Source organism: Suilimivivens sp., assembly GCF_037359455.1.
GTDB classification, from domain to species: domain Bacteria; phylum Bacillota; class Clostridia; order Lachnospirales; family Lachnospiraceae; genus Suilimivivens; species Suilimivivens aceti.
Genome location: NZ_JAXXXI010000042.1, coordinates 43,132 through 64,855, shown reverse-complemented (window position 1 = coordinate 64,855; position 21,724 = coordinate 43,132). Strand labels below are relative to the sequence as shown.

26 protein-coding genes, 1 tRNA gene and 1 pseudogene are annotated in these 21,724 nt (G+C 42.7%); all 28 read left to right on the top strand.

Translation table 11 applies throughout. From position 1 onward, the window contains the following. Positions 1-16 precede the first annotated feature (16 nt). The 28 genes and pseudogenes from WJQ40_RS08295 to chvE all read left to right on the top strand — a co-directional run bounded on the left by WJQ40_RS08295 (position 17) and on the right by chvE (position 21,558). Positions 17-145 carry a hypothetical protein gene (locus tag WJQ40_RS08295; protein ID WP_337539207.1) on the top strand — a complete coding sequence of 43 codons (129 nt, stop codon included), beginning with the start codon at positions 17-19 and terminating at the stop codon, positions 143-145. 71 nt (positions 146-216) lie between these two features. After that, positions 217-288 (top strand) — tRNA-Arg (locus tag WJQ40_RS08290). 50 nt (positions 289-338) lie between these two features. Beyond that, positions 339-938, top strand: a complete 600-nt coding sequence (locus WJQ40_RS08285) for a phage scaffolding protein (RefSeq protein WP_337539206.1) — start codon at positions 339-341, stop codon at positions 936-938. A 15-nt stretch (positions 939-953) separates the two neighbouring features. Further along, the gene (locus tag WJQ40_RS08280) at positions 954-2,045 is read left to right on the top strand and encodes a hypothetical protein (protein ID WP_337539204.1); all 1,092 of its coding nucleotides are present in this window, start codon (positions 954-956) and stop codon (positions 2,043-2,045) included. A gap of 21 nt (positions 2,046-2,066) precedes the next feature. Continuing rightward, entirely contained in the window at positions 2,067-2,429 is a 363-nt protein-coding gene (locus WJQ40_RS08275; RefSeq protein WP_337539203.1) for a hypothetical protein, read from the top strand. Further along, positions 2,429-2,794, top strand: a complete 366-nt coding sequence (locus WJQ40_RS08270) for a hypothetical protein (RefSeq protein WP_337539202.1) — start codon at positions 2,429-2,431, stop codon at positions 2,792-2,794. The genes WJQ40_RS08275 and WJQ40_RS08270 overlap by 1 nt, the downstream gene beginning before the upstream one ends. Beyond that, the gene (locus tag WJQ40_RS08265; RefSeq protein ID WP_337539200.1) at positions 2,794-3,204 is read left to right on the top strand and encodes a hypothetical protein; all 411 of its coding nucleotides are present in this window, start codon (positions 2,794-2,796) and stop codon (positions 3,202-3,204) included. Before WJQ40_RS08270 ends, WJQ40_RS08265 begins: the two co-directional genes overlap by 1 nt. Further along, the gene (locus WJQ40_RS08260) at positions 3,201-3,611 is read left to right on the top strand and encodes a hypothetical protein (protein ID WP_337539197.1); all 411 of its coding nucleotides are present in this window, start codon (positions 3,201-3,203) and stop codon (positions 3,609-3,611) included. Before WJQ40_RS08265 ends, WJQ40_RS08260 begins: the two co-directional genes overlap by 4 nt. Positions 3,612-3,613: 2 nt before the next feature. Further along, positions 3,614-4,093: a hypothetical protein gene (locus WJQ40_RS08255; RefSeq protein ID WP_337539195.1), complete on the top strand. Its 480-nt coding sequence runs from the start codon at positions 3,614-3,616 to the stop codon at positions 4,091-4,093. 18 nt (positions 4,094-4,111) lie between these two features. Beyond that, positions 4,112-4,489 carry a hypothetical protein gene (locus WJQ40_RS08250; RefSeq protein ID WP_337539193.1) on the top strand — a complete coding sequence of 126 codons (378 nt, stop codon included), beginning with the start codon at positions 4,112-4,114 and terminating at the stop codon, positions 4,487-4,489. Continuing rightward, positions 4,486-5,034: a Gp15 family bacteriophage protein gene (locus tag WJQ40_RS08245; RefSeq protein ID WP_337539191.1), complete on the top strand. Its 549-nt coding sequence runs from the start codon at positions 4,486-4,488 to the stop codon at positions 5,032-5,034. Before WJQ40_RS08250 ends, WJQ40_RS08245 begins: the two co-directional genes overlap by 4 nt. Before the next feature lie 257 nt (positions 5,035-5,291). Next, positions 5,292-7,067, top strand: coding sequence for a hypothetical protein (locus tag WJQ40_RS08240; RefSeq protein ID WP_337539189.1), 1,776 nt, complete (start codon positions 5,292-5,294; stop codon positions 7,065-7,067). Beyond that, positions 7,064-7,927, top strand: coding sequence for a hypothetical protein (locus WJQ40_RS08235; protein WP_337539187.1), 864 nt, complete (start codon positions 7,064-7,066; stop codon positions 7,925-7,927). Before WJQ40_RS08240 ends, WJQ40_RS08235 begins: the two co-directional genes overlap by 4 nt. Positions 7,928-7,942: 15 nt before the next feature. After that, positions 7,943-8,995, top strand: a complete 1,053-nt coding sequence (locus tag WJQ40_RS08230) for a siphovirus ReqiPepy6 Gp37-like family protein (RefSeq protein WP_337539186.1) — start codon at positions 7,943-7,945, stop codon at positions 8,993-8,995. Between the two features lie 5 nt (positions 8,996-9,000). Next, positions 9,001-9,753 (top strand): hypothetical protein, encoded by a 753-nt coding sequence (locus WJQ40_RS08225; RefSeq protein ID WP_337539185.1) that lies wholly within the window; start codon positions 9,001-9,003, stop codon positions 9,751-9,753. 21 nt (positions 9,754-9,774) lie between these two features. After that, complete coding sequence (locus WJQ40_RS08220; protein ID WP_337539184.1) at positions 9,775-10,374, top strand: hypothetical protein; 600 nt, start codon at positions 9,775-9,777, stop codon at positions 10,372-10,374. Positions 10,375-10,864: 490 nt separating this feature from the next. Beyond that, entirely contained in the window at positions 10,865-11,545 is a 681-nt protein-coding gene (locus WJQ40_RS08215; RefSeq protein WP_337539183.1) for a hypothetical protein, read from the top strand. A 14-nt stretch (positions 11,546-11,559) separates the two neighbouring features. Further along, positions 11,560-12,018: a hypothetical protein gene (locus WJQ40_RS08210; protein WP_337539181.1), complete on the top strand. Its 459-nt coding sequence runs from the start codon at positions 11,560-11,562 to the stop codon at positions 12,016-12,018. Beyond that, positions 12,015-12,317 carry a hypothetical protein gene (locus WJQ40_RS08205; RefSeq protein ID WP_337539179.1) on the top strand — a complete coding sequence of 101 codons (303 nt, stop codon included), beginning with the start codon at positions 12,015-12,017 and terminating at the stop codon, positions 12,315-12,317. The genes WJQ40_RS08210 and WJQ40_RS08205 overlap by 4 nt, the downstream gene beginning before the upstream one ends. Before the next feature lie 13 nt (positions 12,318-12,330). Beyond that, positions 12,331-12,537: a holin gene (locus WJQ40_RS08200; RefSeq protein ID WP_337539177.1), complete on the top strand. Its 207-nt coding sequence runs from the start codon at positions 12,331-12,333 to the stop codon at positions 12,535-12,537. Between the two features lie 64 nt (positions 12,538-12,601). Beyond that, a complete protein-coding gene (locus WJQ40_RS08195) occupies positions 12,602-13,471 on the top strand; it encodes a GH25 family lysozyme (protein WP_337539175.1) in 870 nt (289 codons plus the stop codon). A gap of 77 nt (positions 13,472-13,548) precedes the next feature. Next, on the top strand, positions 13,549-13,977 hold the full coding sequence (gene tnpA / locus WJQ40_RS08190; RefSeq protein WP_337539173.1) for an IS200/IS605 family transposase: 429 nt from the start codon (positions 13,549-13,551) through the stop codon (positions 13,975-13,977). A 134-nt stretch (positions 13,978-14,111) separates the two neighbouring features. Continuing rightward, a pseudogene (locus WJQ40_RS08185) lies at positions 14,112-14,258 on the top strand (polysaccharide deacetylase family protein); the annotation flags it as partial. A 738-nt stretch (positions 14,259-14,996) separates the two neighbouring features. Beyond that, the gene (locus WJQ40_RS08180; protein WP_337539172.1) at positions 14,997-16,049 is read left to right on the top strand and encodes a substrate-binding domain-containing protein; all 1,053 of its coding nucleotides are present in this window, start codon (positions 14,997-14,999) and stop codon (positions 16,047-16,049) included. After that, positions 16,033-17,550, top strand: a complete 1,518-nt coding sequence (locus tag WJQ40_RS08175) for a sensor histidine kinase (RefSeq protein WP_337539171.1) — start codon at positions 16,033-16,035, stop codon at positions 17,548-17,550. The genes WJQ40_RS08180 and WJQ40_RS08175 overlap by 17 nt, the downstream gene beginning before the upstream one ends. Continuing rightward, positions 17,528-19,132 carry a helix-turn-helix domain-containing protein gene (locus tag WJQ40_RS08170; protein WP_337539170.1) on the top strand — a complete coding sequence of 535 codons (1,605 nt, stop codon included), beginning with the start codon at positions 17,528-17,530 and terminating at the stop codon, positions 19,130-19,132. The genes WJQ40_RS08175 and WJQ40_RS08170 overlap by 23 nt, the downstream gene beginning before the upstream one ends. After that, positions 19,129-20,178, top strand: coding sequence for a substrate-binding domain-containing protein (locus WJQ40_RS08165; RefSeq protein ID WP_118798371.1), 1,050 nt, complete (start codon positions 19,129-19,131; stop codon positions 20,176-20,178). Before WJQ40_RS08170 ends, WJQ40_RS08165 begins: the two co-directional genes overlap by 4 nt. 207 nt (positions 20,179-20,385) lie before the next feature. Further along, positions 20,386-21,558: a multiple monosaccharide ABC transporter substrate-binding protein gene (chvE, locus tag WJQ40_RS08160; RefSeq protein WP_337539168.1), complete on the top strand. Its 1,173-nt coding sequence runs from the start codon at positions 20,386-20,388 to the stop codon at positions 21,556-21,558. Positions 21,559-21,724: the final 166 nt, after the last annotated feature.

Here is a 21,724-nt window from a genome sequence, read left to right as displayed (position 1 = left end):
AAAAGAGGGTGATTTCATGGAAGATAAAAAGGTTATGGAAGCCATCCGGAAAATTACTGCAAGGGGTGGAAACGCAGAAGTAAAGCAGTCTAAGGATGGCAGGCTGGTTGTTTATGAAGTAAAAAAGAATATTGTCTCAGCATAAAGAGGTATGCTGATAGAGCTAATCGGAGCTGATCTACAGAATTTATCTGTAGGCCGGCTCTTTTTTGTTATCCCGGGATAGAGCAGTGGTAGCTCACTGGTTTCCTTAGCCAGGAGTCGGTGGTTCGATTCCACCTCCCGGAATTTCCCATATCGCAGAAAGTGCGATTCAAAAAATATTTTAGGAGGACGATATGAAGAACATTTTTGAAATCATGAAAGAGTATGGACTTGAAATACCGGAGGATAAGAAAAAGGACTTTGAAAAAGCCGTGCTGGAGAATTACAAGACCGTGACTGACTATGACAATCAGGCAAAGAAGCTGGACGCAGCCAATGATACAATCAAGGCCAATGATACCGCCATGAAAGACTTACAGGGTAAGTTAGACGGATTTAAGGATGTAGATGTGTCTGGTCTGAATCAGAGAATCAAGGATCTGGAAATAGAAAAGGCGAATATCCAAAAGGACTGTGATGCCAGGATTGCAGATCGTGATTTTAATGACCTTGTGAAAGAAAGCATCGCTGCTGTCAATGGCAGAAATGCCAAGGCAATTACAGCTTTGTTGGATGTGGATACGCTGAAAGCGTCCAAGAACCAGAAAGAGGACATTGCTGCAGCACTGAAAGCACTGACAGAAAAAGAAGATAGCAAGATGCTCTTCGGAGAAGCAGAAGATAGTCCAGAGGACAAGAGTAATCCTATTGGAGCACTCAGAAAGCCGGGAGCCGGATTATCGGGGGTAGAAGCAGAATTCTACAGGAAAAACCCGGAACTCAAGCCAGAATAAGAGGAGGAAAGAATAATGGCACACGAAGCGCAGGAAAGATATTCTAATTTAGTATTAGCGAAAGTGAGAAAGTCACTTGTGTTAAAAGATGGGGTTGTTTTTAATAATGACTATGAAGGGTCTCCCAAAGCGGGAGCTGTAAAGATCCCCGTGAGAGATACAGAAGTGGCCGTATCAGATTACGATAAGGCAAACGGCATTACAGCTGGAACAGGCAATACCACATATGAAACTATGCCTATCGATAAAGATAAGGCCGTGAATGAAATCATCGATGGATATGATTCTCAGTCCGTTCCGGATAATCTGGTAGCAGACAGACTGGATTCTGCAGGCTATTCTCTGGCAAAGCAGATGGATACAGATGGGGGTATCGTACTGATCGCAGGATCCACTGTGAAGAATGAAACAAGCCTCACATCAGAAAATATCTATGACAAGATCGTAGATCTGAAGACAGATATGGATAAAGAGAATATTCCTAATGATGGTAAGAGATATCTGCTGGTACTGCCTGATACAATGGCACTCATCCTCAAGGACAAGGATCATTTTGTAAAGGCCTCTGATCTCGGGGATGCTGTTGTACAGACCGGTGCAGTTGGAAAGATCGCAGGTTTTCTTGTGATTGAATGGAATGATAATACAGCAAATCTTGCCATGATTGCAGGTCATCCCAGATTTGCTACCAGAGCGCAGGAATTTTCTGTACCCGTGCATATTCAAGATCTTTCCGGATCAGGAAAATACATTGGCGCCTCTGCTGTGCAGGGCAGGGATGTATATGCACATAAGGTTCTTAGAAGTGTTGCTATCAGATCTGTGTTTGCGCCGGGTTCACTGACAGTAAGCGCAGCAGCCGGATCAACAGCAGGAAAGACAGTGCTTACCGTAGCTGAAGCTGCCACAGGATCGTTTAAGTATAAGGTAGCACCGGCGGTTGCAGCCAAAGTAGGGGATGTATATGAAGGTACAGAGCTTACTTCCGGCACCACACAGATCAGCGTTACTGCAGGGCAGGTGGTTGAAGTTGCAGATCTTGATTCCAATGGAAAGGTCGTTAAGGTAGGATATCATACTGTAGCAGCAACAGAGATCAAAAAGTAGAAGAGGAGGGAGCGGTAATATATGATACCAGAAATAGTAGACTGGGGGTATTACAGCTCCCTTCGCAATAAAATATCTGAATCGGAATTTGAAAGGGCAGAAGCGCTCGCGGAAAACGAGGTCAGGCTTGTAGTAGGCAGATATCGCTGGTTAATGCTGGATAAAGATGCTTTTTATTTTGACCAGCTGAAAGAGTGTATCTGCAGTGTAATGGACTATATGTATGACAGGAGAAAGTCTGGAAGCGGGAGAAACATAGCATCTGTTAGTAATGATAGGTATACTGAGAGCTATGCTATCCAAACGGAGTCACAGGCAAAAGCAGAGCTACAGAATAATATCCGGACGTGGCTGTCCGGAACAGGACTGGCAGGTGCATACTGATGGCATTATTTACTGATGTAGTAACTCTATTTCAAAAGAAAAATGATGGCTCTTATGTTCGAACAATTGTAGATGGAGTCATGTGGACTGATACGGTGGAAAAAAGCCTCTCTACAGGGAAATTGGTAATGGCTAAGGCAATTTCGGTAACATTTCCGGAAGAGACGCTGGATTTAATAGACCTTTCCACGTATTCAGAAGAAGATGCAGTATTTTTTGGGAGTGTTACTGGTGAGATTACAGGAGAGAAGGGAAAGCGGTTATCTGATCTCATGATGGAATATCCACGGAGTGGTATTATCCGTTCAGTAAGTGATAACAGTAATCGTGATTTTCTGAAAAATATAAAGGTGGTGGCATACTGATGACCACAGAACTGTTTAAGCTCCAGACTCCCAAAGGCGAAGTGGTTAAAGTGCGGTTGCCGAGTGGCGAAGTAAAAATGGAGGTTCACTGGGATCAGAATCTTGGGGATGAGTTGAGTAGTCGTTTTAACAAAGCACAGCAGTTTATTGACAGCGAATGTCTGAGACACTGTGAAAAGTTTACACCTAAAGATACCGGGATCCTGATTCAGAGCGGCATTATGAATACTACTATCGGTAGCGGAGAACTGGTATACCGGACACCATATGCAAGAAGATGGTACTATAGGCCGGCAGCTTTTCAAGGAGCCCCTTTACGAGGCAATATGTGGTTTGAACGTATGAAACAGGAATACAGGAAATCTATCCTTGAAGGTGCGGCAAATATAGCAGGGGGAAATGCAAAATGACGGTTGCATCGGCATTGGCAGAGTGGCTTTCTAAGATAGAGAGCCTTTCAATCGATACAAATCATATTACTGATGGCTCAGATAAATATGGATTATTTAAGGCTCCGAATCGAGACATTAAGAATCACATTGACGGAAGCTATGAAATTACAGAATATTATGATTTTTTCGCAAGGCAAGCATCCGTGAGTCAATCTGACAGGCAGGACTCCGATGAGTGGTTGGAGAACCTGTCTTATATGGCTGATGATGCCGGAACTATATATGAGCTTCCGGATCTTGACGGGAATAGAAGAGTGATTTCGATTACGCTCACCGGTGCTCCGTATGTTATGGAGTCTGGAAGTAATGAAGTATTATACCATATGTCAATATCTGTGACATATGAGAGAGAAAGAGAGGTCTGAATATGGACAAATTAACAAGATTAAAGAAGGCGAAAACGATTCCCTTTATTAATACTGCTGATACTGGGGCAAAGAGTTGGGCAAGAATAGGAAAATCCACAATCTTTGATCTCACACTGAATGCAAATATTGTGACAAGTGATTTTATCGAGGATGATATGCCTACGGATGATGTGACCTATTACAAGCCGACATTGCCGCAGGAACTCCAGACAAACAAAGGGGATCCGGCATTTGATTTTATTTACAATATGTTCAAGACCCTGCCAACGGGAGAGGACATCAAAAAAGAAGTTCTGATCGTGTTTGCGGGAGCAGGGGACACTTATGATGCCTGGCTGGCAAATTGTTCTGTTATTTTGAAGGATTTTAACACAGTAGATGAAAAAATCCTGTTTGATCTGAATTTTAACAAGATTACATCCGGAACGGTAACTCTTGCAGACGGAGTACCAACGTTCACTGAGTCGTCTGTATCATAAAAGAAGGGGGAGATAAAAATGACATATACATTGATCGTAGGTACAAAAAGTTATGATCTGCCTAAAAAAACGTTAGCGATTGTCGAAAAGCTGGACGGAGTGGTGGCTCTTGACAAAAACCCGAGAATGAACACCAGGGATAAATACCAGTCTATCCTGAATTTGGAGGAAGAGCTTCTTGGTAAAAATAATCTCGAAGAGATTCTGGGTGCTACGAGTCTGGATGACGTGGACTTATCAGAGGTAGTCATCACATTTCGGAAAATTGTAGATGCCTATAATAAACCGGTGCAGGAGTATGACAGAGCAGCCAGTACAGAAGCATTTAACAGAATTCCTGTGGAAAAGCTTAATCAGTTGGCTACTCTTGTAAAAGCAATTCCGAACAAGGGATGATAGATCTGACTGCAAGAAGCCTGCCAAACACAGTATATGTAAATGGCAGGCTTTTCTCAATCTATACTGATTTTCGGGTGTGGATGAGGTTTGAAAAATCTCTTACGGGGCACCGCCGGGGAGAATTTCTGCCATACCGATATTTATTTAAAAACGATTATCCTGTTCTCACCGATTTAAACGACCTGCTCGCTTTTTCAAGACCGGAGAAAAAACTGCCAAGGCAAGTGGGAAGTGCGGGATCTGGAATTATAGCAATCGATTTCGAATTAGATGCCAATCTGATTTATGCGGCATTTCTGCAACAGTACGGCATAGACCTAATAGACATACCAGAGCTGCATTGGCATAAATTTCTTGCCCTGCTGGACGGATTAAAGGGTACAAAAATGGATGAGGTTATGGGGTACCGGTTCTACGAGAAACAGGTAGACAATCGGACAGACCAATATGAGCAACTCCGGGAGGCCTGGGAAATCGAAGTTCCCCTTTCAGAAGAGGAACAGGCAGAACTCGATGAATTCAATGCGAAATTTGGAGGCTGATAAGGAGCGACGGTTCTCTTTTATTTAATACAAAACTGGATACAAATGGTCTGACTACAGGGCTTGGGAAAATAGGCAGTATTGCATCGGCATCTTTAGCCGGAGTAGCAACTGCAGTTGGAGCCGGGGTTACTGCCTTTGGAACTCTTACAAAGGCTTCTCTTGATTCTGTTGCCTCTTTGGAACAGAACATTGGGGGTATAGAAACTTTATTTGGCGCCGGTGGAGCACAAAGCGTAGAAGAGTATGCCAAGAGCATGGGGAAAAGTGTGTCAGAGGTATCAGATGAGTTTGATTCCTTGATGCAGGCGCAGAGTCTTGCTCTTGAGAACGCAAACAATGCCTATGCTACTGCTGGTATGTCAGCAAACGAGTATATGGAAACCATTACTGGTTTCGCTGCTGCATTAAAGCAGAGTACTTCTAGTGAAAAGGAAGCTGCAGAAGCCGGCAATCAGGCAGTTATAGACATGTCTGATAATGCAAACAAGATGGGAACCTCTATGGAAGCCATCCAAAATGCTTATCAGGGATTCGCAAAGCAGAATTATACCATGCTGGATAATCTGAAGCTTGGTTATGGTGGTACCAAGTCAGAGATGGAAAGACTTCTTGCGGATGCAAGTGAATTATCCGGTATTGAATACAATATTGACAGTCTGAAGGATGTTTACAGTGCAATCCATGTTATTCAGGATGAACTGGGAATTACGGGGACAACAGCTAAAGAAGCAGCTACTACCATAGAAGGATCAGCAAATTCCATGAGAGCTGCTTGGAACAATTTCCTGAGTGGTGCTGGAGGCACCGATGAACTGGTATCATCGGTAGAGACTTATCTGAATGTTGTGGTAAAAAATCTCAATGAGATAATACCAAGACTGGCAGAAGCACTTCCGCAATTAATGCAGGATATAGGTGATATGCTGCCTCCGCTGATGGAGCAAATAATGCCGGCTTTAATAGATGGCGCGGTTGCGTTGATTGATGGAATGGTTAAGGCACTGCCAGGATTACTCAATACCTTGTTGCCCGCATTATTAACAGGAGTTACAACTCTGCTGACTTCACTTGTAGCACAGCTCCCTTCTGTATTAACAGCGCTGGTTAAAGTGATTCCTATGATCATAAGCACAATTATGACCGCCCTTCCCCAGCTTTTAGACGCTGCATTGCAGATTATTCTTGCATTGGCCAATGGAATTGGCGAGAGCTTGCCTTCCTTAATACCTCAGATTATTGATGTAGTATTGCAGATTTGCGCAACACTGATTGAAAATCTTCCGTTGCTGATTCAGGCGGCAATCCAGATTTTCCTTGGTATTGTAGAAGGACTCATACAGGCATTACCAGAGATCATTGCCGCCATACCGATGCTGATCGATAGTATAGTGACAGCTCTGATAGATTCGCTTCCATTTCTTATTGATGCAGGTGTACAGCTGTTCCTTGCTCTGATAGCAAATTTGCCTACTATTATAGTGGAACTCGTAAAGGCGGTTCCGCAGATTATAAATTCATTAATACGTGGGTTTATGGATATGTCCACAGAATTTAGTACTACCGGTCGGAATCTGATGGTTAAACTGAAAGACGGATTGACAGGTATGCTTTCCAATTTAATCAGCGAGGCTTCCAACATAGGAAAAAATATTGTCGATGGTATCTGGAATGGGATCAGCGCTGGGTGGACATGGCTGACGGATAAAGTGGGAGAGCTAGCAGATGGACTGTTTAAGAGTGCAAAAGCCGCTCTTGGTATCAATTCGCCCTCTAAGAAGTTCCGGTGGTTGGCTGAAATGTGCGTAGAGGGTTTTGACGATGGGATAGATAGTCTTACAAATGGTGTGTCTTTTGGAAATGCTGTTAATGCGTCACTGTCGACCGTTGGCATGAATACTGGCACCGGATTTTATGCAGGAAATAGCTATCAGCCGATATTTAATTTCTATGATACGCAGACAAGCCCGGATGCCATTAGAAGAAAATTTCAGAATACGATGACCTTTGGACTTGCAGGGGGAATTAAATGAGTAAATTGGTACTTATACGAATCGTAAGAAGTGATGATCAGTCTTTTATTCTTGGAACGGGAACATGGAAGATTCTTTCAAATGGGCTTGAGGGGATCGATTTTCCCAATATATCAGTATATTCGGATAAGAATGGCGCGGGAGATGGCGCTTTGCTTTCCGGAAAAAGAATAGATGATCGGGACATACAGATTAAGTGTAAAAATACAGATCCGAAGAGTAATGAACAGGTAAGAGCTGCGGCTATTAATTTTTTTAACCCTAAGTATAGCTATAGCATTTACATTACCTATATGGGACAGACAAGATGGACAGAGGGAGAGCTGCAGGGGTTCTCCTGTCCGTCTGAGAATATCCACCGGTGCATGACTATGATTGTAAAATTTTACTGCAGGGATGGGGTGCTGAAATCGGTTGATAATTTTGGAAAGGATATTGCCAGTGTGAGTCCCGGATTTGGTTTTCCTTTCATTGATGTGAAAAACCCTTTGATTCCTGTTTATGCCAGTATTTTTAACTATAATCAGGAGGTTGTGCTTACCAACGATGGGGCAACAGATACATATCCTAGAATTACTATAAATATTAAAGGGAATGTGTCCAATCCAAAGGTATATAAAGATAGCAGCTATGTCCGTATACTTGGAGATTTTGTGAAAGGAGACGTTCTTTCCATAGATTGTGAAAAATGTACAATTTATAAAAACGGTGTGAACTGGATTCAGCATATAGATCGTAGCAGTACGTTTACAGATATGGCATTACCTGTTGGAGATTCTAAAATAGGGTTTGTAGCAGATGACGGCGACACAAATATGAGCGTATTTATTTATTTCAATAAATTGTATACCGGACTATAAAGGGAGGGTATAATCATGAATCTGGCTTTGATGGATAAAGATTTTAATATCGTGAAGTACATAAGCTTTATTAATCTGCAATGGATCCGGAGATATTATGAACCGGGAGAATTTAATGTTCAGCTGCCGGCCAGTGAATATGACAGCAGTGCAGTCTATCTATTCACGAAAGACAGACCAGAAGTGGGACTGATACAAAAGAGGCAGTATGCGGATGGTTATGATGGTAAGGTTATGCAGCTGTCCGGTTACTTTTACGAATATAAGCTGAATGACAAAATTACATATCCCCGTTTTAATGCCTCCGGAAACATAGAAGCTGTAGCCAGAACGATCATCTCTACCTATAAGGAAGACATCCCAATTTTACAGCTTGGGAAGGCCAATGACCCTTTGCTTGGGAGCAGTATAACGAAAGAATCTACGGGGGATGGACTTGCCGCAGTAATTTATGAACTGCTGCAGACCCAGGAACTGAGTATCCGGTGCCTTTATGATTATGTGAATAATTCCATGAGTGCTGTCGTATGGCAAGGAAAAGATCGAACACAGGACCAGGATGTAAACAGCTTTGTTGTTTTCTCAGAAGGCTTTAGAAATATGCAGAATGAAGAAATCATAATTGACAATTCCAATTTTAAGAATTATGCGGTGGTGATTGGAAATGGCAGGTATGAGGAAGGAAATCAGATTGAGGTTATTGTAGATCTTCGGAGTAATAAGAACGTATACGCTCAGAAACTGTATGTTGATCAGACAGGGCAGACTTATGACGAAACAAAACAAACCTTAGATGAATTTAAAGAACAACTCTGTCAGGCTGGAATAGAGGAGCTCGCCAAATATACAGACATAACAAGCGTTTCTTTTGATACGATCGATCGTGGGCTTACTTATATGAAAGATTATGACCTTGGAGATAAATGCGATGTAGTTCTCGATTCTATAGGTGAGTCATACACAGTTCGGATCATAGAAGTAACAGAAGTTTTTAAGGAAAATAAACACACTATATCATTACAGTTTGGTAACAAGGTTCCGACTGTATACAACAAGGCAAGGAGGTAATCGATATGCAGGCACTGACAGCATTTCCTTTCACATCAGAATTGACATATGATGCAAAAGGGTGGCCCCAACTGGATCGGGCAGTTGATGCAGCGGTATTAAGAAAGTGTTTGAGTAATTATTATAATGATGGGGTGTTTGCCACAAATTGGTCATCGTGTTTTCAGGTAACAGCCGCAGATGATGGGACGGCAAGTGTTATTGTGAAGCCTGGCGTGGCTTTGGTACGAGGAGCTACTGGGTATACAGAGGTAGACACAGCCATAGTTATGCCTGATGCTGATGATTCTCTACCGAGAATCGACACGGTGGTTATCCGACTGAATGATAACACTGATTATAGGAATATGTATTTGGATGTTATAGAAGGTACCGCAGCGAGTGCTCCTGTAGCACCGGCTCTTACTCAGACGGATTCCATTTATGAAATAGGTCTGGCCAATATATATAGAACGGCAAATAGCACTAGTATAAGCGGTAGTAATATAACCGATACGAGACAGGACAGCAGCCGATGTGGATATGTGACCGCTATTACAAAGCTTGACACAAGTACGCTTATGGCGCAGCTGAATTCTTACTATATAGAGTTTCAGTCAGATTCAGCATCTTGGATGGAACAAAAAAAAGTGGAATTTGATGAGTGGCTTAATACTCTGAAAAATCAGCTGTCAGGTGATGTTGCTGCAAACCTGCAGCAGCAGATCAATGATATAGTAGAGCTGACTGATGAAGAGGTCGATGAGGCAACCCCATAATAGAGAAGGGAGCGGAGTATAATGAATGAAAAAGGATTTGTTAGTGAAAAAAGATTTGTTAGTAAAAAAAATTTATCAAGGGCATGGAGAAGACTGTTTGGGAAAGTGCTGAATTCCAAGGAGGAAATCGAAGCAAATACCAGTGAGAACATGATCGCCGGAGCAGAAGCAGTTAAGGAAGTATACAGTAGTTTGACTGACCAACCCACCTTTGAGTATGACGAGTCCGGTAAGATTACTGGATATAAAACTAAGATCGGCGGTGCTGATACAGTGTTCCCTTTTAACAACAGGATAAAACTAACAGGAGCAAAATATAACATTTACATTACCTCTTCTGACAATGCTCGTAATGTAACAGTTGATGTACTAAAAGATGGTTATGTACAATTGTGTTGCGTTCCAATTACAGGAGGTAGTTCGCTTATTTATAGTGATTATTATGCTTGTTTATATGTTAATCAAGTAATTCAAGAAAATATATTGACCGATTCTAATATGTGTTGTAGCGATATTGCTGAAGTTAAAAGTGGTGATGTACTGAAATTATTTCTGCCAGCTTTTTTTACTTCTAAAGGTCAAACAAAAGGCTATTTAATATATACAGAAGGTGTTATATAAAATTTCGTTCAATCATAATTTGACTAACTATTTAATACCTATGATTTTCATAGGAACAGCAGATCTTGTTTCTGTGCTAGTATTAATTTTACCATCACTAAAAACAATATCATTTTCATTTATTCTTAGATGCCTCCAATGATGGTTTTCGCCATAGAAACTAAGAACCGAACCGACGCTATTAAATGAATAAATAGGAATTTCTGTATACATTGTGGCGAAATTTGTACTATAAACAGCCCAATAAATTCCTATTCGTTTATATGTAGATAAGTTATTAATGGTAATAGTTTGTGCCTCAAACGAACTGGAATTCTGAGACCATAATTCTACTTCTTGTATAACATCCACTAAACTACTGTTTACGGAAAAACAAAAAAATAAATAATTGCCATGCGGCAAGAGGGTCGCATGAGGGACTAATAGGAGTCAGCCGGCACCGGCGGGCTCCTATTTTGCACCGGGGGGATCCCGGAGAAAGGAGAGCAAAATGCTCATAATGAAATATGAAGGCCTTAAGACAGAATATACTGTAGCCTTCAGCAGAATATCAGATCATGTAATACAGCTTCTGGGAGATTTTCCAGCAAAAGCAAAGGGATTTATATTGAGCCGGGAAGGAAAGGAAGATAACTGGGATTATTCCGGATTTAACACCATCTATAGGGAGATAGATGGTGGCGTACAATTTTCAGACGATGGATCAGTGTATGTAGCACCACCGGAGCCTGAACCTGAACCGGATCCGGAGCCATATGTTCCCACCCTTGAAGAGGTTAAGGAATATAAGAAGCAGGAGATTATGAGTGCATATCAGGCTGTCAAGACTTCTGGATTTGATATCGAGCTTTCAGGAGGCACAGAGCATTTCCCGTTGAAAGATGAGGATGTAACGTTCCTTTTTGGAAAGCAACTGGAGCTCCAGGGAAGTACGGAAGAAGAAATCTCATATCAGGATTCAGAAAATCGATGCAAGCTCTATTCAAGGGAAGATATGCAGTTGATCATAAGTAAAGCACTGTTGTTTGTGAATTTTCAGACCACATACAGGAATAATCTGTGTGAGTGGATTGATGAGTGTTCCTCGACAGAAGAGGTGAATAGCATTTCATATGGGGCTACAATCCCGGAAGAATACCAGAATGAGGTATACAAAAAATATCTGGCATAGATGGAAGGAGCAGCATGATGGAAATTATCCTTTTTTTGATAGGAGGAAGACTTTACACATGGATAGAGATCCTGTGGAGAGGCAGGACACACTGGTCCATGTTCATCTTAGGTGGCATCTGTTTTGTAATCATGGGATTACTCAATGAGTATCACTTTGAATGGAATGAGTCATTGGTGAAGCAATGCGTCATGAGTGCGGTCATTATAACTGTGTTGGAATTCTTTACTGGGATCCTGTTAAATATAGCACTCAAATGGAATGTCTGGGATTATTCCAATATGCCATTTAATCTGTACGGACAGATATGCCTGCCATTTTTCTTTCTCTGGATCCTGCTGTCAGCAGTTGGCATAATCCTTGACGATTGGATCAGATATATAGCCTATGCACTGCTTAAGGGTATCCTTCCAGGGATGCAGGAGAGACAAAAGCCAAGATATTCTTTATGGGGGAAAGGAGAAACACTATGAATGAGGTTGAGTTGGCAGAAGCACTGTCAGATCATAAGCACCGGATCGGATCACTGGAGCATCGGATGTTAAAAGCAGAGAATTTGATTGAAGAGATTCGAACCCTTTCGGGATCTGTACAGTTACTTGCACAGGAAAGCAAGAACACAGGAGAGAAGGTAGATAACCTGACAGAAAAAGTAGAGGGGCTGGAGGCGGTTCCAGGGAAGAAGTGGGGAACCGTACAGACAGCTATACTTTCATCAGCGATTACAGCCGTAGTAGCGGCTGTTGCAGCAGCAATTATTAATATTCTATAAGGAGGAAAAAGGTATGTTGAAGAAACAAAATTGGAAGGAATGGATCAAGGCGGCAGGAATCAGGGCAGTTAAAACAATGGCGCAGGCGGCAGTAGCATCTATTGGGGTAGCTGCTACAATGGGAGAGGTAAATTGGTTGATGGTTGGAAGCACAGCAATCCTCTCTGGGGTATTGTCCATGCTTACTTCCGTGGCAGGAATCCCTGAGGTAGAAGAATGATAACGTTATTCTTACTGGCTTGTGTGGCAATATGCCATGCAGGCCGGAGCATGGAGGTAGGAAAATGGTAAAAGGTATAGATGTTGCCAAGTGGAATGGCATGATCGACTGGGGCAAGGTAAAGACCGCTGGTATCGAATTTGTCATTCTGAAGGTAATTAACAAGCAGTGCCGGGAGGAAGACTCATTCAGCCAAAATTATGCCGGAGCATCTGCCAAAGGGCTTTCCATAGGAGTATACAATTATTCTTACGCTACAACGGTGGATATGGCACAGAATGCAGCAAGGAAGGTATTGCAGGTTCTGGCAGGGAAAAAGCTACATTGCCGTGTGTGGCTTGATGTTGAGGATAAATGCCAGCAGGGGATAGGGCATAAGCTGATTGATATCATCAAGGCATATCAGAAGATCATTGAGGATGCTGGCTATGAGTTCGGAGTATACACAGGGTTGTATTTCTACAATACCTATCTGAAGCCGTATGCTTCGGAGCTGAAATGCAAATTCTGGATTGCAAGATATCCTTCCAATGCCAGCGTGGCGGTATCCTATGATCCGCCTGCAAGTAAGAAGCCGGCTATCCGTCATGCCCTGTGGGGATGGCAGTACAGCAGCACCGGGGTGGTTCCGGGAATCACCGGGAATGTGGATATGGACCTGTATTATGGCGAGGTTACCACAACATATCCCGTTTTGAGAAAAGGAAGCCGTAGCGCTGATGTAAGGATCCTGCAGCAGAAGCTTAAGGACAAAGGATATCATCTTGCCACGGATGGAATCTTCGGATCCAAGACTGATGAAACTGTCAGGACTTTCCAGGCAGACCGTGGTCTGGTAGTAGATGGAGTCGTTGGCGTGAGAACTTGGGCTGAATTAATGAAAATCCTAATCCCCCAGCTATGCTGGGGAGAATGGAATAGTTGGAAACGGTGAGGATATCAATACAAAACCTCCTGTGATATATTGAGAATGGTGTCGCAAGCCAAACTCAATCACAGGAGGTGGTCCAAATGGACAATAGAAGCATATCACACACGAGATGGAAATGCCAATACCACATTGTATTCATTCCAAAGTATAGAAAGAAAGTATTGTACGGAAAAGTAAGAGAGGATGTGCGAGAAATCATCAATACATTATGTAAGTACAAGGATGTGGAAATAATAGCTGGAGCAGTTTGCATAGACCATGTGCATTTAAGTGTAGCAATACCACCGAAAATAAGTATTTCAGATTTTATGGGATATTTAAAAGGGAAAAGTACACTTATGGTTTATGATAGACATCCAGAACTGCAGAGTAAATGGGATAAAGCCTTTTGGGCAAGAGGATATTATGTCGAAACAATTGGTAATATAACAGATGAAGCAGTTCAAAAGTATATAAAAGAGCAAGCAGAAGAATCTCGAAAAGAAGATTCGAGAAGTACCGCTTTATAGCGGACCAGTAATAGTGCTTGCGATACCGCCCTTCGGGGCGAGCAGTAACAGTGCCCCTTAGGAGGGGCAAAAATAAACCACCACTTGAAGTGGTGGTTGCTAACTAGGTAGGATAATATACTAACTTACAGGCACATAATGGAGCAAAATACACAGCAGATGCACTGGATACCCTGATCACGACGCTGCAGGAAAAGGGGTATACCTTTGTGCCGCTGTCAGAACTGATCTATCGGGATCAGTATCATATGAACCATGAGGGGAGACAGATTAAAAATTAGGGGATAGGGGATCAGCCAGGCAATAAATTCCCGCTTTATTTACTATGGTTACAGGTGACTGGTCTTTAGACTGGAAAATGATGGAATATCCTGATCATAATATTAATGGAAAAGCGGTAAGACGGGGAAAATCCAATTTGACAAAAATAAAAGTTTTGCTATAATGAAGACATAAAGAGGTGCTACCGATAGACGGTTAGCCCAGACAATATTTGATGAAAAATAATCGCCTAGTTGTCCAGACCGAGGCGATTATTTTTGTGAATTATTACTTCCGATGGCATAGCCAAGTCCAAAAGCAGTAAGCACGAGACTTATTACTGCAATAAAACCTTCTGTTGTTATCATGGCAATCATCCCTCTTTCGTACAAATTTCCAAAGCATAAATACCGTGGATTTCTATAAGCAACAGAGGGTCACAGTCCCCCTGAAGAAGGACTAACCGCCTACCGTTATGGTAGCATCTCATAATAAAAGTATAAATGGAAAACATGTGTACAGTCAATAAAGAGAAACAATATATAAATATTAAATTTTCGTAAAAACATACGTGTTTAAATTTAAGAAATTGGTGGTATACGAGGGTACTTTATAAATTAAGAGTGAAGAACTAACAGAAAACCAGATAATCTGTTATAATTATAAAAACGAACTGATTGTGCTGCTGGAACAATGAAGTTAAAATGCCAATATGAGAATATATTTACAGGGAATAGAAGATAAATGAGGAACGGGGAATGAAGGAGAAAAATGTAAAACGGACTGTCTGGATCAGTGGGATCCTGATTCTTTTATGTGTGATAGCAGTTTGTATATGTATGTTTTTGTTTTTATCATATATCAGGGGTTTTCGTGAGGTGGCAGATGCAGACAGCTATGATAAGTATTACGTGATGATCACCAAGGACAGGAAATCCTCTTTCTGGCAGTCTGTTTATCAGGGTGCTTATCAGAGGGGACTGGAAGAAAATGCCTATGTAGATCTTCTTGGAGAAAATCTGTCAGAGGATTATTCCAGAGAGGATCTGATGCGGATCGCGATTTCTTCAGGCGTGGATGGTATTTTTGTGGAATCGGATGAAAGTGGGGAGCTGACAGAGCTGATCGATGAAGCTGTAGACAGGGATATTCCTGTTGTAACGCTGTATGGTGACAATACCCACAGTAAACGGTGCAGCTTTGTTGGTGTAGGAAGCTATAATCTTGGCAGGGAATATGGCAGACAGGTGCTGAAGATTGCAGAGGAACAGAAGAAGGAGAAATCCGAAGAAAAGGGAGAAATACAGGTAGCTGTCCTTACGAATGCCTTTACGATGAATTCTGGACAAAATATTATCTATTCTGGCATCCAGGATGCCATAGAACAGGAAAAGACGGGAGAAACAAAGTTCTCAGTTTCCTATATCACAGTAGATGATACCAATACCTTTTCTGTAGAGGAGTCTATCCGGGATATTTTTATGGAAGAGAGGCTGCCGGATATCATCATCTGTCTGAATGAGCTGAATACTACCTGTGTTTATCAGGCGGTGGTTGATTATAATCGGGTTGGACAGATTTCCATTTTGGGGTATTATGATTCGGATACTATTATCAATGCCATTGACAGGAATGTCGTCAATGCAACGATTTCCATAGATACGGAGCAGATGGGTGGATTTTGTGTAGATGCACTGACTGAATATTATTTGCTGGGAAACACCAGTCAGTATTTTACGGCAGATGTCACTTTGATCGATAAAAGTAATGTGGAACAGTATCTGGAGGGCGGTGATGAAGATGAAAATTAATCCGAAAAAGCTGTCACTTCAGGAGAAGATGAGCTGTGTTTTTATTCTGGCCAATATGCTGGTATTTCTGGTTACCCTGCTTTTATTTACCGGAATCAACAGTATGTCCCGGGAAATAGATATGGTTTATGAAGACAATATGCACTTGAACGAGCTGTCGGATGCACTGACGTCAGTGCAGGATAGTATGACCGATTATCTGAATGCCAAGACCAGTGATTCCCTGGAGGAGTTTTACCGGAATGAACAGACCTATACTGAAATGGTGGAAGAGCTGAATGATGAGATCGCTGGTACTGCTTTTCTGAGGATGGAACGGAGTATCCGGTATATGTCCCAGGAATATCTGGATGTGGTAGGGCAGACGATCGAGGCTAAACGTGGACGGAATGTGGAGAAGTACAGGGTGCGTTATGAGAATGCCACGCAGATGTATGGCTATATTGATACCTATATCAACAGTCTGAACAATGAGCGGTTTCGGAATAACTCAGAGAATTACAGCAGGCTGTCTGACGCGTTCAGACGTTTTGAAACGATCAGCATCCTGGTGCTGACTGTTGTGATCGTGGGAAATGTGGTATTGATCATCCGGTTTACCGGTGGCATGATCAGGCCGCTCAAAGGCTTGGCAACATCGGCCGACGAGGTTGCCAGGGGAAATTTTGACGTGGAACTGATACCGGTTGCGGCTGAAGACGAGATCGGTATCGTGACCAAGGCCTTTAACCAGATGGTGGTCAGCATCAGACAGTATATTGAGAGACTGAGGCAGAGTATGGAGATCCAGCAGTCACTGAAGGAAAAGGAGCTGATGATGGAAGCACATCTGAAGGATGCGCAGCTGAAATATCTGCAGGCACAGATCAATCCGCATTTTCTGTTCAATACCCTGAATGCGGGTGCCCAGCTTGCCATGATGGAAGGAGCAGACCGCACCTACGATTATGTCCAGAATGTAGCAGAGTTTTTCAGATATAATGTAAAAAAGGGAAATGAAACGGTTACTGTAAGAGAGGAAATTGAACTTGTAGACAACTATATTTATATATTGAACGTTAGATTTTCGGGAGAGATCCATTATGAAAAGAAGATAGAGGAAAGCCTGCTTTCCATACAGATGCCGGGAATGATCCTGCAGCCTGTCGTAGAAAACTGCGTCAACCATGGAATACGGGAGATGGAAGGCAAAGGGAAGATCTGGCTGAAGGTTTATCAGGAAGAGGATGTTGTCTGTATTAGTGTGCGGGATAATGGAAAGGGGATCAGTCCGGAAAAGATAGAGAAGATTCTGAATGGTACTTACCGGGAGGAAAAACATGTGGGAGGTTCCAATGGAATCGGTATGGATAACGTTATCGCAAGACTTAAGCTATATTCAGAAATGGATGATGTGATGAGTATATACAGTGACGGAGAAAATCATGGGACGGAGTTTGTTATATACCTGAAGAAAAAGGAAGAGGGGGAGCCTTATCATGTACAGGATCATGCTGGCTGATGATGAAGGGATTGTGATCGATTCACTGAAATTTATTATTGAAAAAGAATTTGGGGATCTCTGTGAGATCCAGTATGCCAAAACAGGAAGAAGTGTAATTGAGCTGGCGGAAAGCTTCCGGCCGGATATTGCGGTCATGGATATCCAGATGCCTGGTATCAATGGAATTGACGCAATAAAGGAAATCAAGAAGTCAAACAGCAGTACAGTGTTTATCGTGATGTCGGCCTACGATAAGTTCGACTATGCACAGGAGGCCATTTCACTTGGTGTTCTTGAATATATTACGAAGCCCATGGAGAGAAAGCGGATCCTGGCTATCCTGAAAAAAGCTATGGGGATCATTGACAGGGAAAAGGAAAAGCGGAAAAGGGAGCTGCTGGTCAAGGAAAAGCTGGAAACGGTAGTTCCTATCATTGAGAGCGGGCTGATATCCAATATCCTTCTGCAGGAGCATTTTGAAGAGGATATAGAGAATTATAAGACGCTGCTTGGGATAGACAGCGGATATGCCTACATGGTGGCAGTTGTATGCGGGGATGAGCAGCAGGGGAATCATATGACCAATGCGGTAGGAAGCAGTGTCAGGATGCAGAATCATTATCAGGAGGTACGCACGATCCTGAAGGAATACTTTAACTGCTATGTAGGATCGGTAATGGCCAATAAGCTGGCAGTCCTGGTGCCCTATGAAAAGGAAGCCATGGATTATAATGAGCGTATCGAGCTGATCGAAAAGGCAAGGGAAGCAGTGCGGTATCTGAGAAAACGGACAGATATCAGCTTCAGGATCGGGTTTGGAAGTGTAGGTGAAATGCGGGATATGGCAGATTCCTATACGCAGGCACTACGGGTGCTGGTGGAATCAACAGGGAGTGTTGCCCATGTGGATGATCTCCCCATACGCTGTGAGTATGCCGGGGATTATCCTATTAAGCTGGAGAAGAGATTATTTGAAGAAATTGAGAATGGTGAAATAAATAATGCAACAGCTTCTGCCAAGAGCTTCTTTGACTGGATGATGGAAAGTGGGTCAGGGCTTATGGATATCCGGTTGAAGGTACTGGAATTTGTATTGTGGTCAGAACACATTGCCTATGAAAAGGGAGGTATGACCTATCAGCTGAATATCAGAAGTGATTATCTGCCGGGAATCATGAGCATAGAGGATCCGGAGAGACTGCGGCTCTGGTTTACGGATAAGATAGCAGAGGCCTGCAGAAATATCCAGAGTAAACGGTCAGAGAAATCCGGAAGTGTGATCGAAGAGGCTATGCGTTATATCAGGGAGAACTACAACAGGGATATCTCCCTTGATGAGGTATCAAGGGAGGTAAATATCAGTCCTTATTATTTCAGCAAGCTTTTTAAGGACAGTACAGAGCAGAATTTTATTGAATATCTGACTAATCTGAGAATGGATAAGGCTAAGGAGCTTTTACTCACGACAGATAGCTCCATGAAGGAGATCTGTTCTATGGTGGGCTATGCTGATCCTAATTATTTCAGCAGGATTTTTAAGAAAAATATAGGGGTAACACCAACAGAATATAAGGAAAATAAGGGGGATACCGTAGGATGAAAAAGCATATCGGCAGCTTTCTTTTGATGCTCATACTGCTGATCACTATGGCAGGCTGTGGCAGTATGGAAAAGGAAATGACGGAGGGAGAAAAGGATAAGGAGGACAAGATACAGATAGGATTGTGCTTTGATTCCTTCGTGATTGAAAGATGGCAGAGAGACAGGGATATTTTCGTATCTATGGCCAAGGAGCTTGGAGCGGAGGTAAATGTCCAGAATGCCAATGGAGATATTGAACAGCAGAGAAAACAGATCGATTACTTTATTGATAAGGGAATGGATGTGATCGCGATCATCTGTATTGATTCCAATACGCAGAGCGACTGCGTAAAGAAGGCGAAGGATGCCGGCATCAAGGTGATCGCCTATGACAGACTGATCCGGAATGCAGATGTGGATCTGTATATTTCATTTGATAATGAGATGGTCGGTAACATGATGGGAGAAGCTCTTGTGGAAAAGGGAATCGATGGCGGCAAGGTACTGATGCTTGGCGGATCAGCAACGGATAGTAATGTACCCCTTGTAGAAGATGGCTTCCGGAAGGTCATGGGGGCACACAATGTGACGATTCTGGACTCCATGCACGCAGAAGGGTGGAAGGCAGAGCTTGCATCAGCATACCTGGATGATCATATGGGGCTTGTGACGGAAACAGATGCCATTATGTGCGGTAATGATGACCTGGCAAGCAAGGTAGTACATAATCTTAAGGAAAAACGGATGGCAGGAGACATTCTTGTGGTAGGACAGGATGCGGATCTGGAGGCCTGTCAGCGTATAGTGGAGGGAACCCAGGTCATGACAGTATACAAGCCGGTAGAAAAGCTTGCCCAGAAGGCTGCAGAATGTGCAGTGAAGCTGGCAAAAGGAGAAGAACTGGAGGGAACCGTGTCAATGAATGACGGAACCTATGAGATCCCCTATATCGGACTGGAGCCGATCAGTGTGAATGAGGACAATATGAATGAGGTGATCATAGGGAGCGGCTTTCATCTGAAGGAGGATGTTTATTTAAATGTACCGGGGAAAATGCCGGAATAAGCGGGATGATATGCTGCGACGATAAAAACAGAACAGGATTAAATTTGGAAAAGGACTGTGACGAGCACAAAAAAATGCTAGCACAGTCCTTTTTGACACCATGAGGGAATCAAAAAAATACAGAAAGTCATAATTTTGTCCTGCTTCTTCTATGGTATGATCCTACTGTAAACAAAATCTACAAAGTAATAGGGAGGTAAAATTTCTATGAAGAAAAAATTACTGAGCGTACTTCTTACCACAGCAATGGTAGCTTCCATGCTGGTAGGATGCGGATCATCACAGGGGGCAGCAGAAAGTACGAGTACAAGCACAGATACGCAGGAGACAGCACCGGCAGAGGATGCATCATCTGAGACCACTGATGCGGCAGCAGACACAGCAGCAGACACAGCAGCCGGCGGCGGAAAAGTTGGTGTGGCAATGCCTACCAAGGATCTTCAGAGATGGAATCAGGATGGCTCCAATATGGAAGCCCAGCTGAAGGAAGCCGGATATGAGGTAGATCTCCAGTATGCATCAAATGATATTCCGACCCAGGTATCTCAGATCGAGAACATGATCAACTCAGGCTGTGAGCTTCTGGTAATCGCTTCTATCGATGGTGATTCCCTTGGAACCGTTCTTGAGCAGGCAAAGGAAAAGAATATTCCGGTTATCGCTTATGACCGTCTGATCATGAACTCTGATGCTGTTACATATTATGCTACATTTGATAACTACATGGTAGGAACCAAGCAGGGTGAATACATCAAGGAAAAGCTTGATCTTGACAATGCAGACGGACCCTTCAATATTGAGCTTGTAACAGGTGATCCTGGTGATAACAATGCAAGATTCTTCTTCGGTGGTGCTATGGATGTGCTTCAGCCCTACATCGATGCAGGCAAGCTTGTTGTTAAGTCTGGTCAGACAGATTTCGAAACAGTTGCAACAGCAAACTGGTCAACAGAAACAGCACAGTCCAGAATGGATGCTATCATTTCTGCAAACTATGCAGATGGAACCAAGCTTGATGCAGTTCTCTGCTCCAATGACTCTACAGCACTTGGTGTTACCAACTCACTGGAAGCAAACTACACAGGTGAGTGGCCGATCATTACCGGTCAGGACTGTGATATCGCAAATGTAAAGAATATGATCGCCGGCAAACAGTCTATGTCTATCTTCAAGGATACACGTACACTGGCATCCAAGGTAGTAGAAATGGTAGATGCAGTTATGAAGGGCGGAGAGGCACCTGTTAACGATACAGAGACCTATGATAACGGTACTGGTGTGATTCCTTCTTACCTGTGCGAGCCCGTATTCGCAGATGCAAGCAACTACAAGGAGCTGCTTGTTGATTCCGGATACTATACAGAAGCTGATTTACAGTAAAATAATTGGCAGGATGATTATGGCAGGTGGGTTCTTGCCCGCCTGCCAGTTTTATATCGGAGAATGAAGGGAGCTGCCGGAGGCAGATTCCCCGGAGAAGGTATTTTAATTCTATAAATAATTTTATAAATTGATTAGATCATGCGGAAACAGTAAGACTTGGGAG

Excerpts from the sequence above, each read along its gene's own strand:
- WJQ40_RS08295 (WP_337539207.1), top strand. The coding sequence starts at position 17 with ATGGAAGATAAAAAGGTTATGGAAGCCATCCGGAAAATTACTGCAAGG.
- WJQ40_RS08285 (WP_337539206.1), top strand. The coding sequence starts at position 339 with ATGAAGAACATTTTTGAAATCATGAAAGAGTATGGACTTGAAATACCG.
- WJQ40_RS08280 (WP_337539204.1), top strand. The coding sequence starts at position 954 with ATGGCACACGAAGCGCAGGAAAGATATTCTAATTTAGTATTAGCGAAA.
- WJQ40_RS08275 (WP_337539203.1), top strand. The coding sequence starts at position 2,067 with ATGATACCAGAAATAGTAGACTGGGGGTATTACAGCTCCCTTCGCAAT.
- WJQ40_RS08270 (WP_337539202.1), top strand. The coding sequence starts at position 2,429 with ATGGCATTATTTACTGATGTAGTAACTCTATTTCAAAAGAAAAATGAT.
- WJQ40_RS08265 (WP_337539200.1), top strand. The coding sequence starts at position 2,794 with ATGACCACAGAACTGTTTAAGCTCCAGACTCCCAAAGGCGAAGTGGTT.
- WJQ40_RS08260 (WP_337539197.1), top strand. The coding sequence starts at position 3,201 with ATGACGGTTGCATCGGCATTGGCAGAGTGGCTTTCTAAGATAGAGAGC.
- WJQ40_RS08255 (WP_337539195.1), top strand. The coding sequence starts at position 3,614 with ATGGACAAATTAACAAGATTAAAGAAGGCGAAAACGATTCCCTTTATT.
- WJQ40_RS08250 (WP_337539193.1), top strand. The coding sequence starts at position 4,112 with ATGACATATACATTGATCGTAGGTACAAAAAGTTATGATCTGCCTAAA.
- WJQ40_RS08245 (WP_337539191.1), top strand. The coding sequence starts at position 4,486 with ATGATAGATCTGACTGCAAGAAGCCTGCCAAACACAGTATATGTAAAT.
- WJQ40_RS08240 (WP_337539189.1), top strand. The coding sequence starts at position 5,292 with ATGGGGAAAAGTGTGTCAGAGGTATCAGATGAGTTTGATTCCTTGATG.
- WJQ40_RS08235 (WP_337539187.1), top strand. The coding sequence starts at position 7,064 with ATGAGTAAATTGGTACTTATACGAATCGTAAGAAGTGATGATCAGTCT.
- WJQ40_RS08230 (WP_337539186.1), top strand. The coding sequence starts at position 7,943 with ATGAATCTGGCTTTGATGGATAAAGATTTTAATATCGTGAAGTACATA.
- WJQ40_RS08225 (WP_337539185.1), top strand. The coding sequence starts at position 9,001 with ATGCAGGCACTGACAGCATTTCCTTTCACATCAGAATTGACATATGAT.
- WJQ40_RS08220 (WP_337539184.1), top strand. The coding sequence starts at position 9,775 with ATGAATGAAAAAGGATTTGTTAGTGAAAAAAGATTTGTTAGTAAAAAA.
- WJQ40_RS08215 (WP_337539183.1), top strand. The coding sequence starts at position 10,865 with ATGCTCATAATGAAATATGAAGGCCTTAAGACAGAATATACTGTAGCC.
- WJQ40_RS08210 (WP_337539181.1), top strand. The coding sequence starts at position 11,560 with ATGATGGAAATTATCCTTTTTTTGATAGGAGGAAGACTTTACACATGG.
- WJQ40_RS08205 (WP_337539179.1), top strand. The coding sequence starts at position 12,015 with ATGAATGAGGTTGAGTTGGCAGAAGCACTGTCAGATCATAAGCACCGG.
- WJQ40_RS08200 (WP_337539177.1), top strand. The coding sequence starts at position 12,331 with ATGTTGAAGAAACAAAATTGGAAGGAATGGATCAAGGCGGCAGGAATC.
- WJQ40_RS08195 (WP_337539175.1), top strand. The coding sequence starts at position 12,602 with ATGGTAAAAGGTATAGATGTTGCCAAGTGGAATGGCATGATCGACTGG.
- tnpA (WP_337539173.1), top strand. The coding sequence starts at position 13,549 with ATGGACAATAGAAGCATATCACACACGAGATGGAAATGCCAATACCAC.
- WJQ40_RS08180 (WP_337539172.1), top strand. The coding sequence starts at position 14,997 with ATGAAGGAGAAAAATGTAAAACGGACTGTCTGGATCAGTGGGATCCTG.
- WJQ40_RS08175 (WP_337539171.1), top strand. The coding sequence starts at position 16,033 with ATGAAGATGAAAATTAATCCGAAAAAGCTGTCACTTCAGGAGAAGATG.
- WJQ40_RS08170 (WP_337539170.1), top strand. The coding sequence starts at position 17,528 with ATGTACAGGATCATGCTGGCTGATGATGAAGGGATTGTGATCGATTCA.
- WJQ40_RS08165 (WP_118798371.1), top strand. The coding sequence starts at position 19,129 with ATGAAAAAGCATATCGGCAGCTTTCTTTTGATGCTCATACTGCTGATC.
- chvE (WP_337539168.1), top strand. The coding sequence starts at position 20,386 with ATGAAGAAAAAATTACTGAGCGTACTTCTTACCACAGCAATGGTAGCT.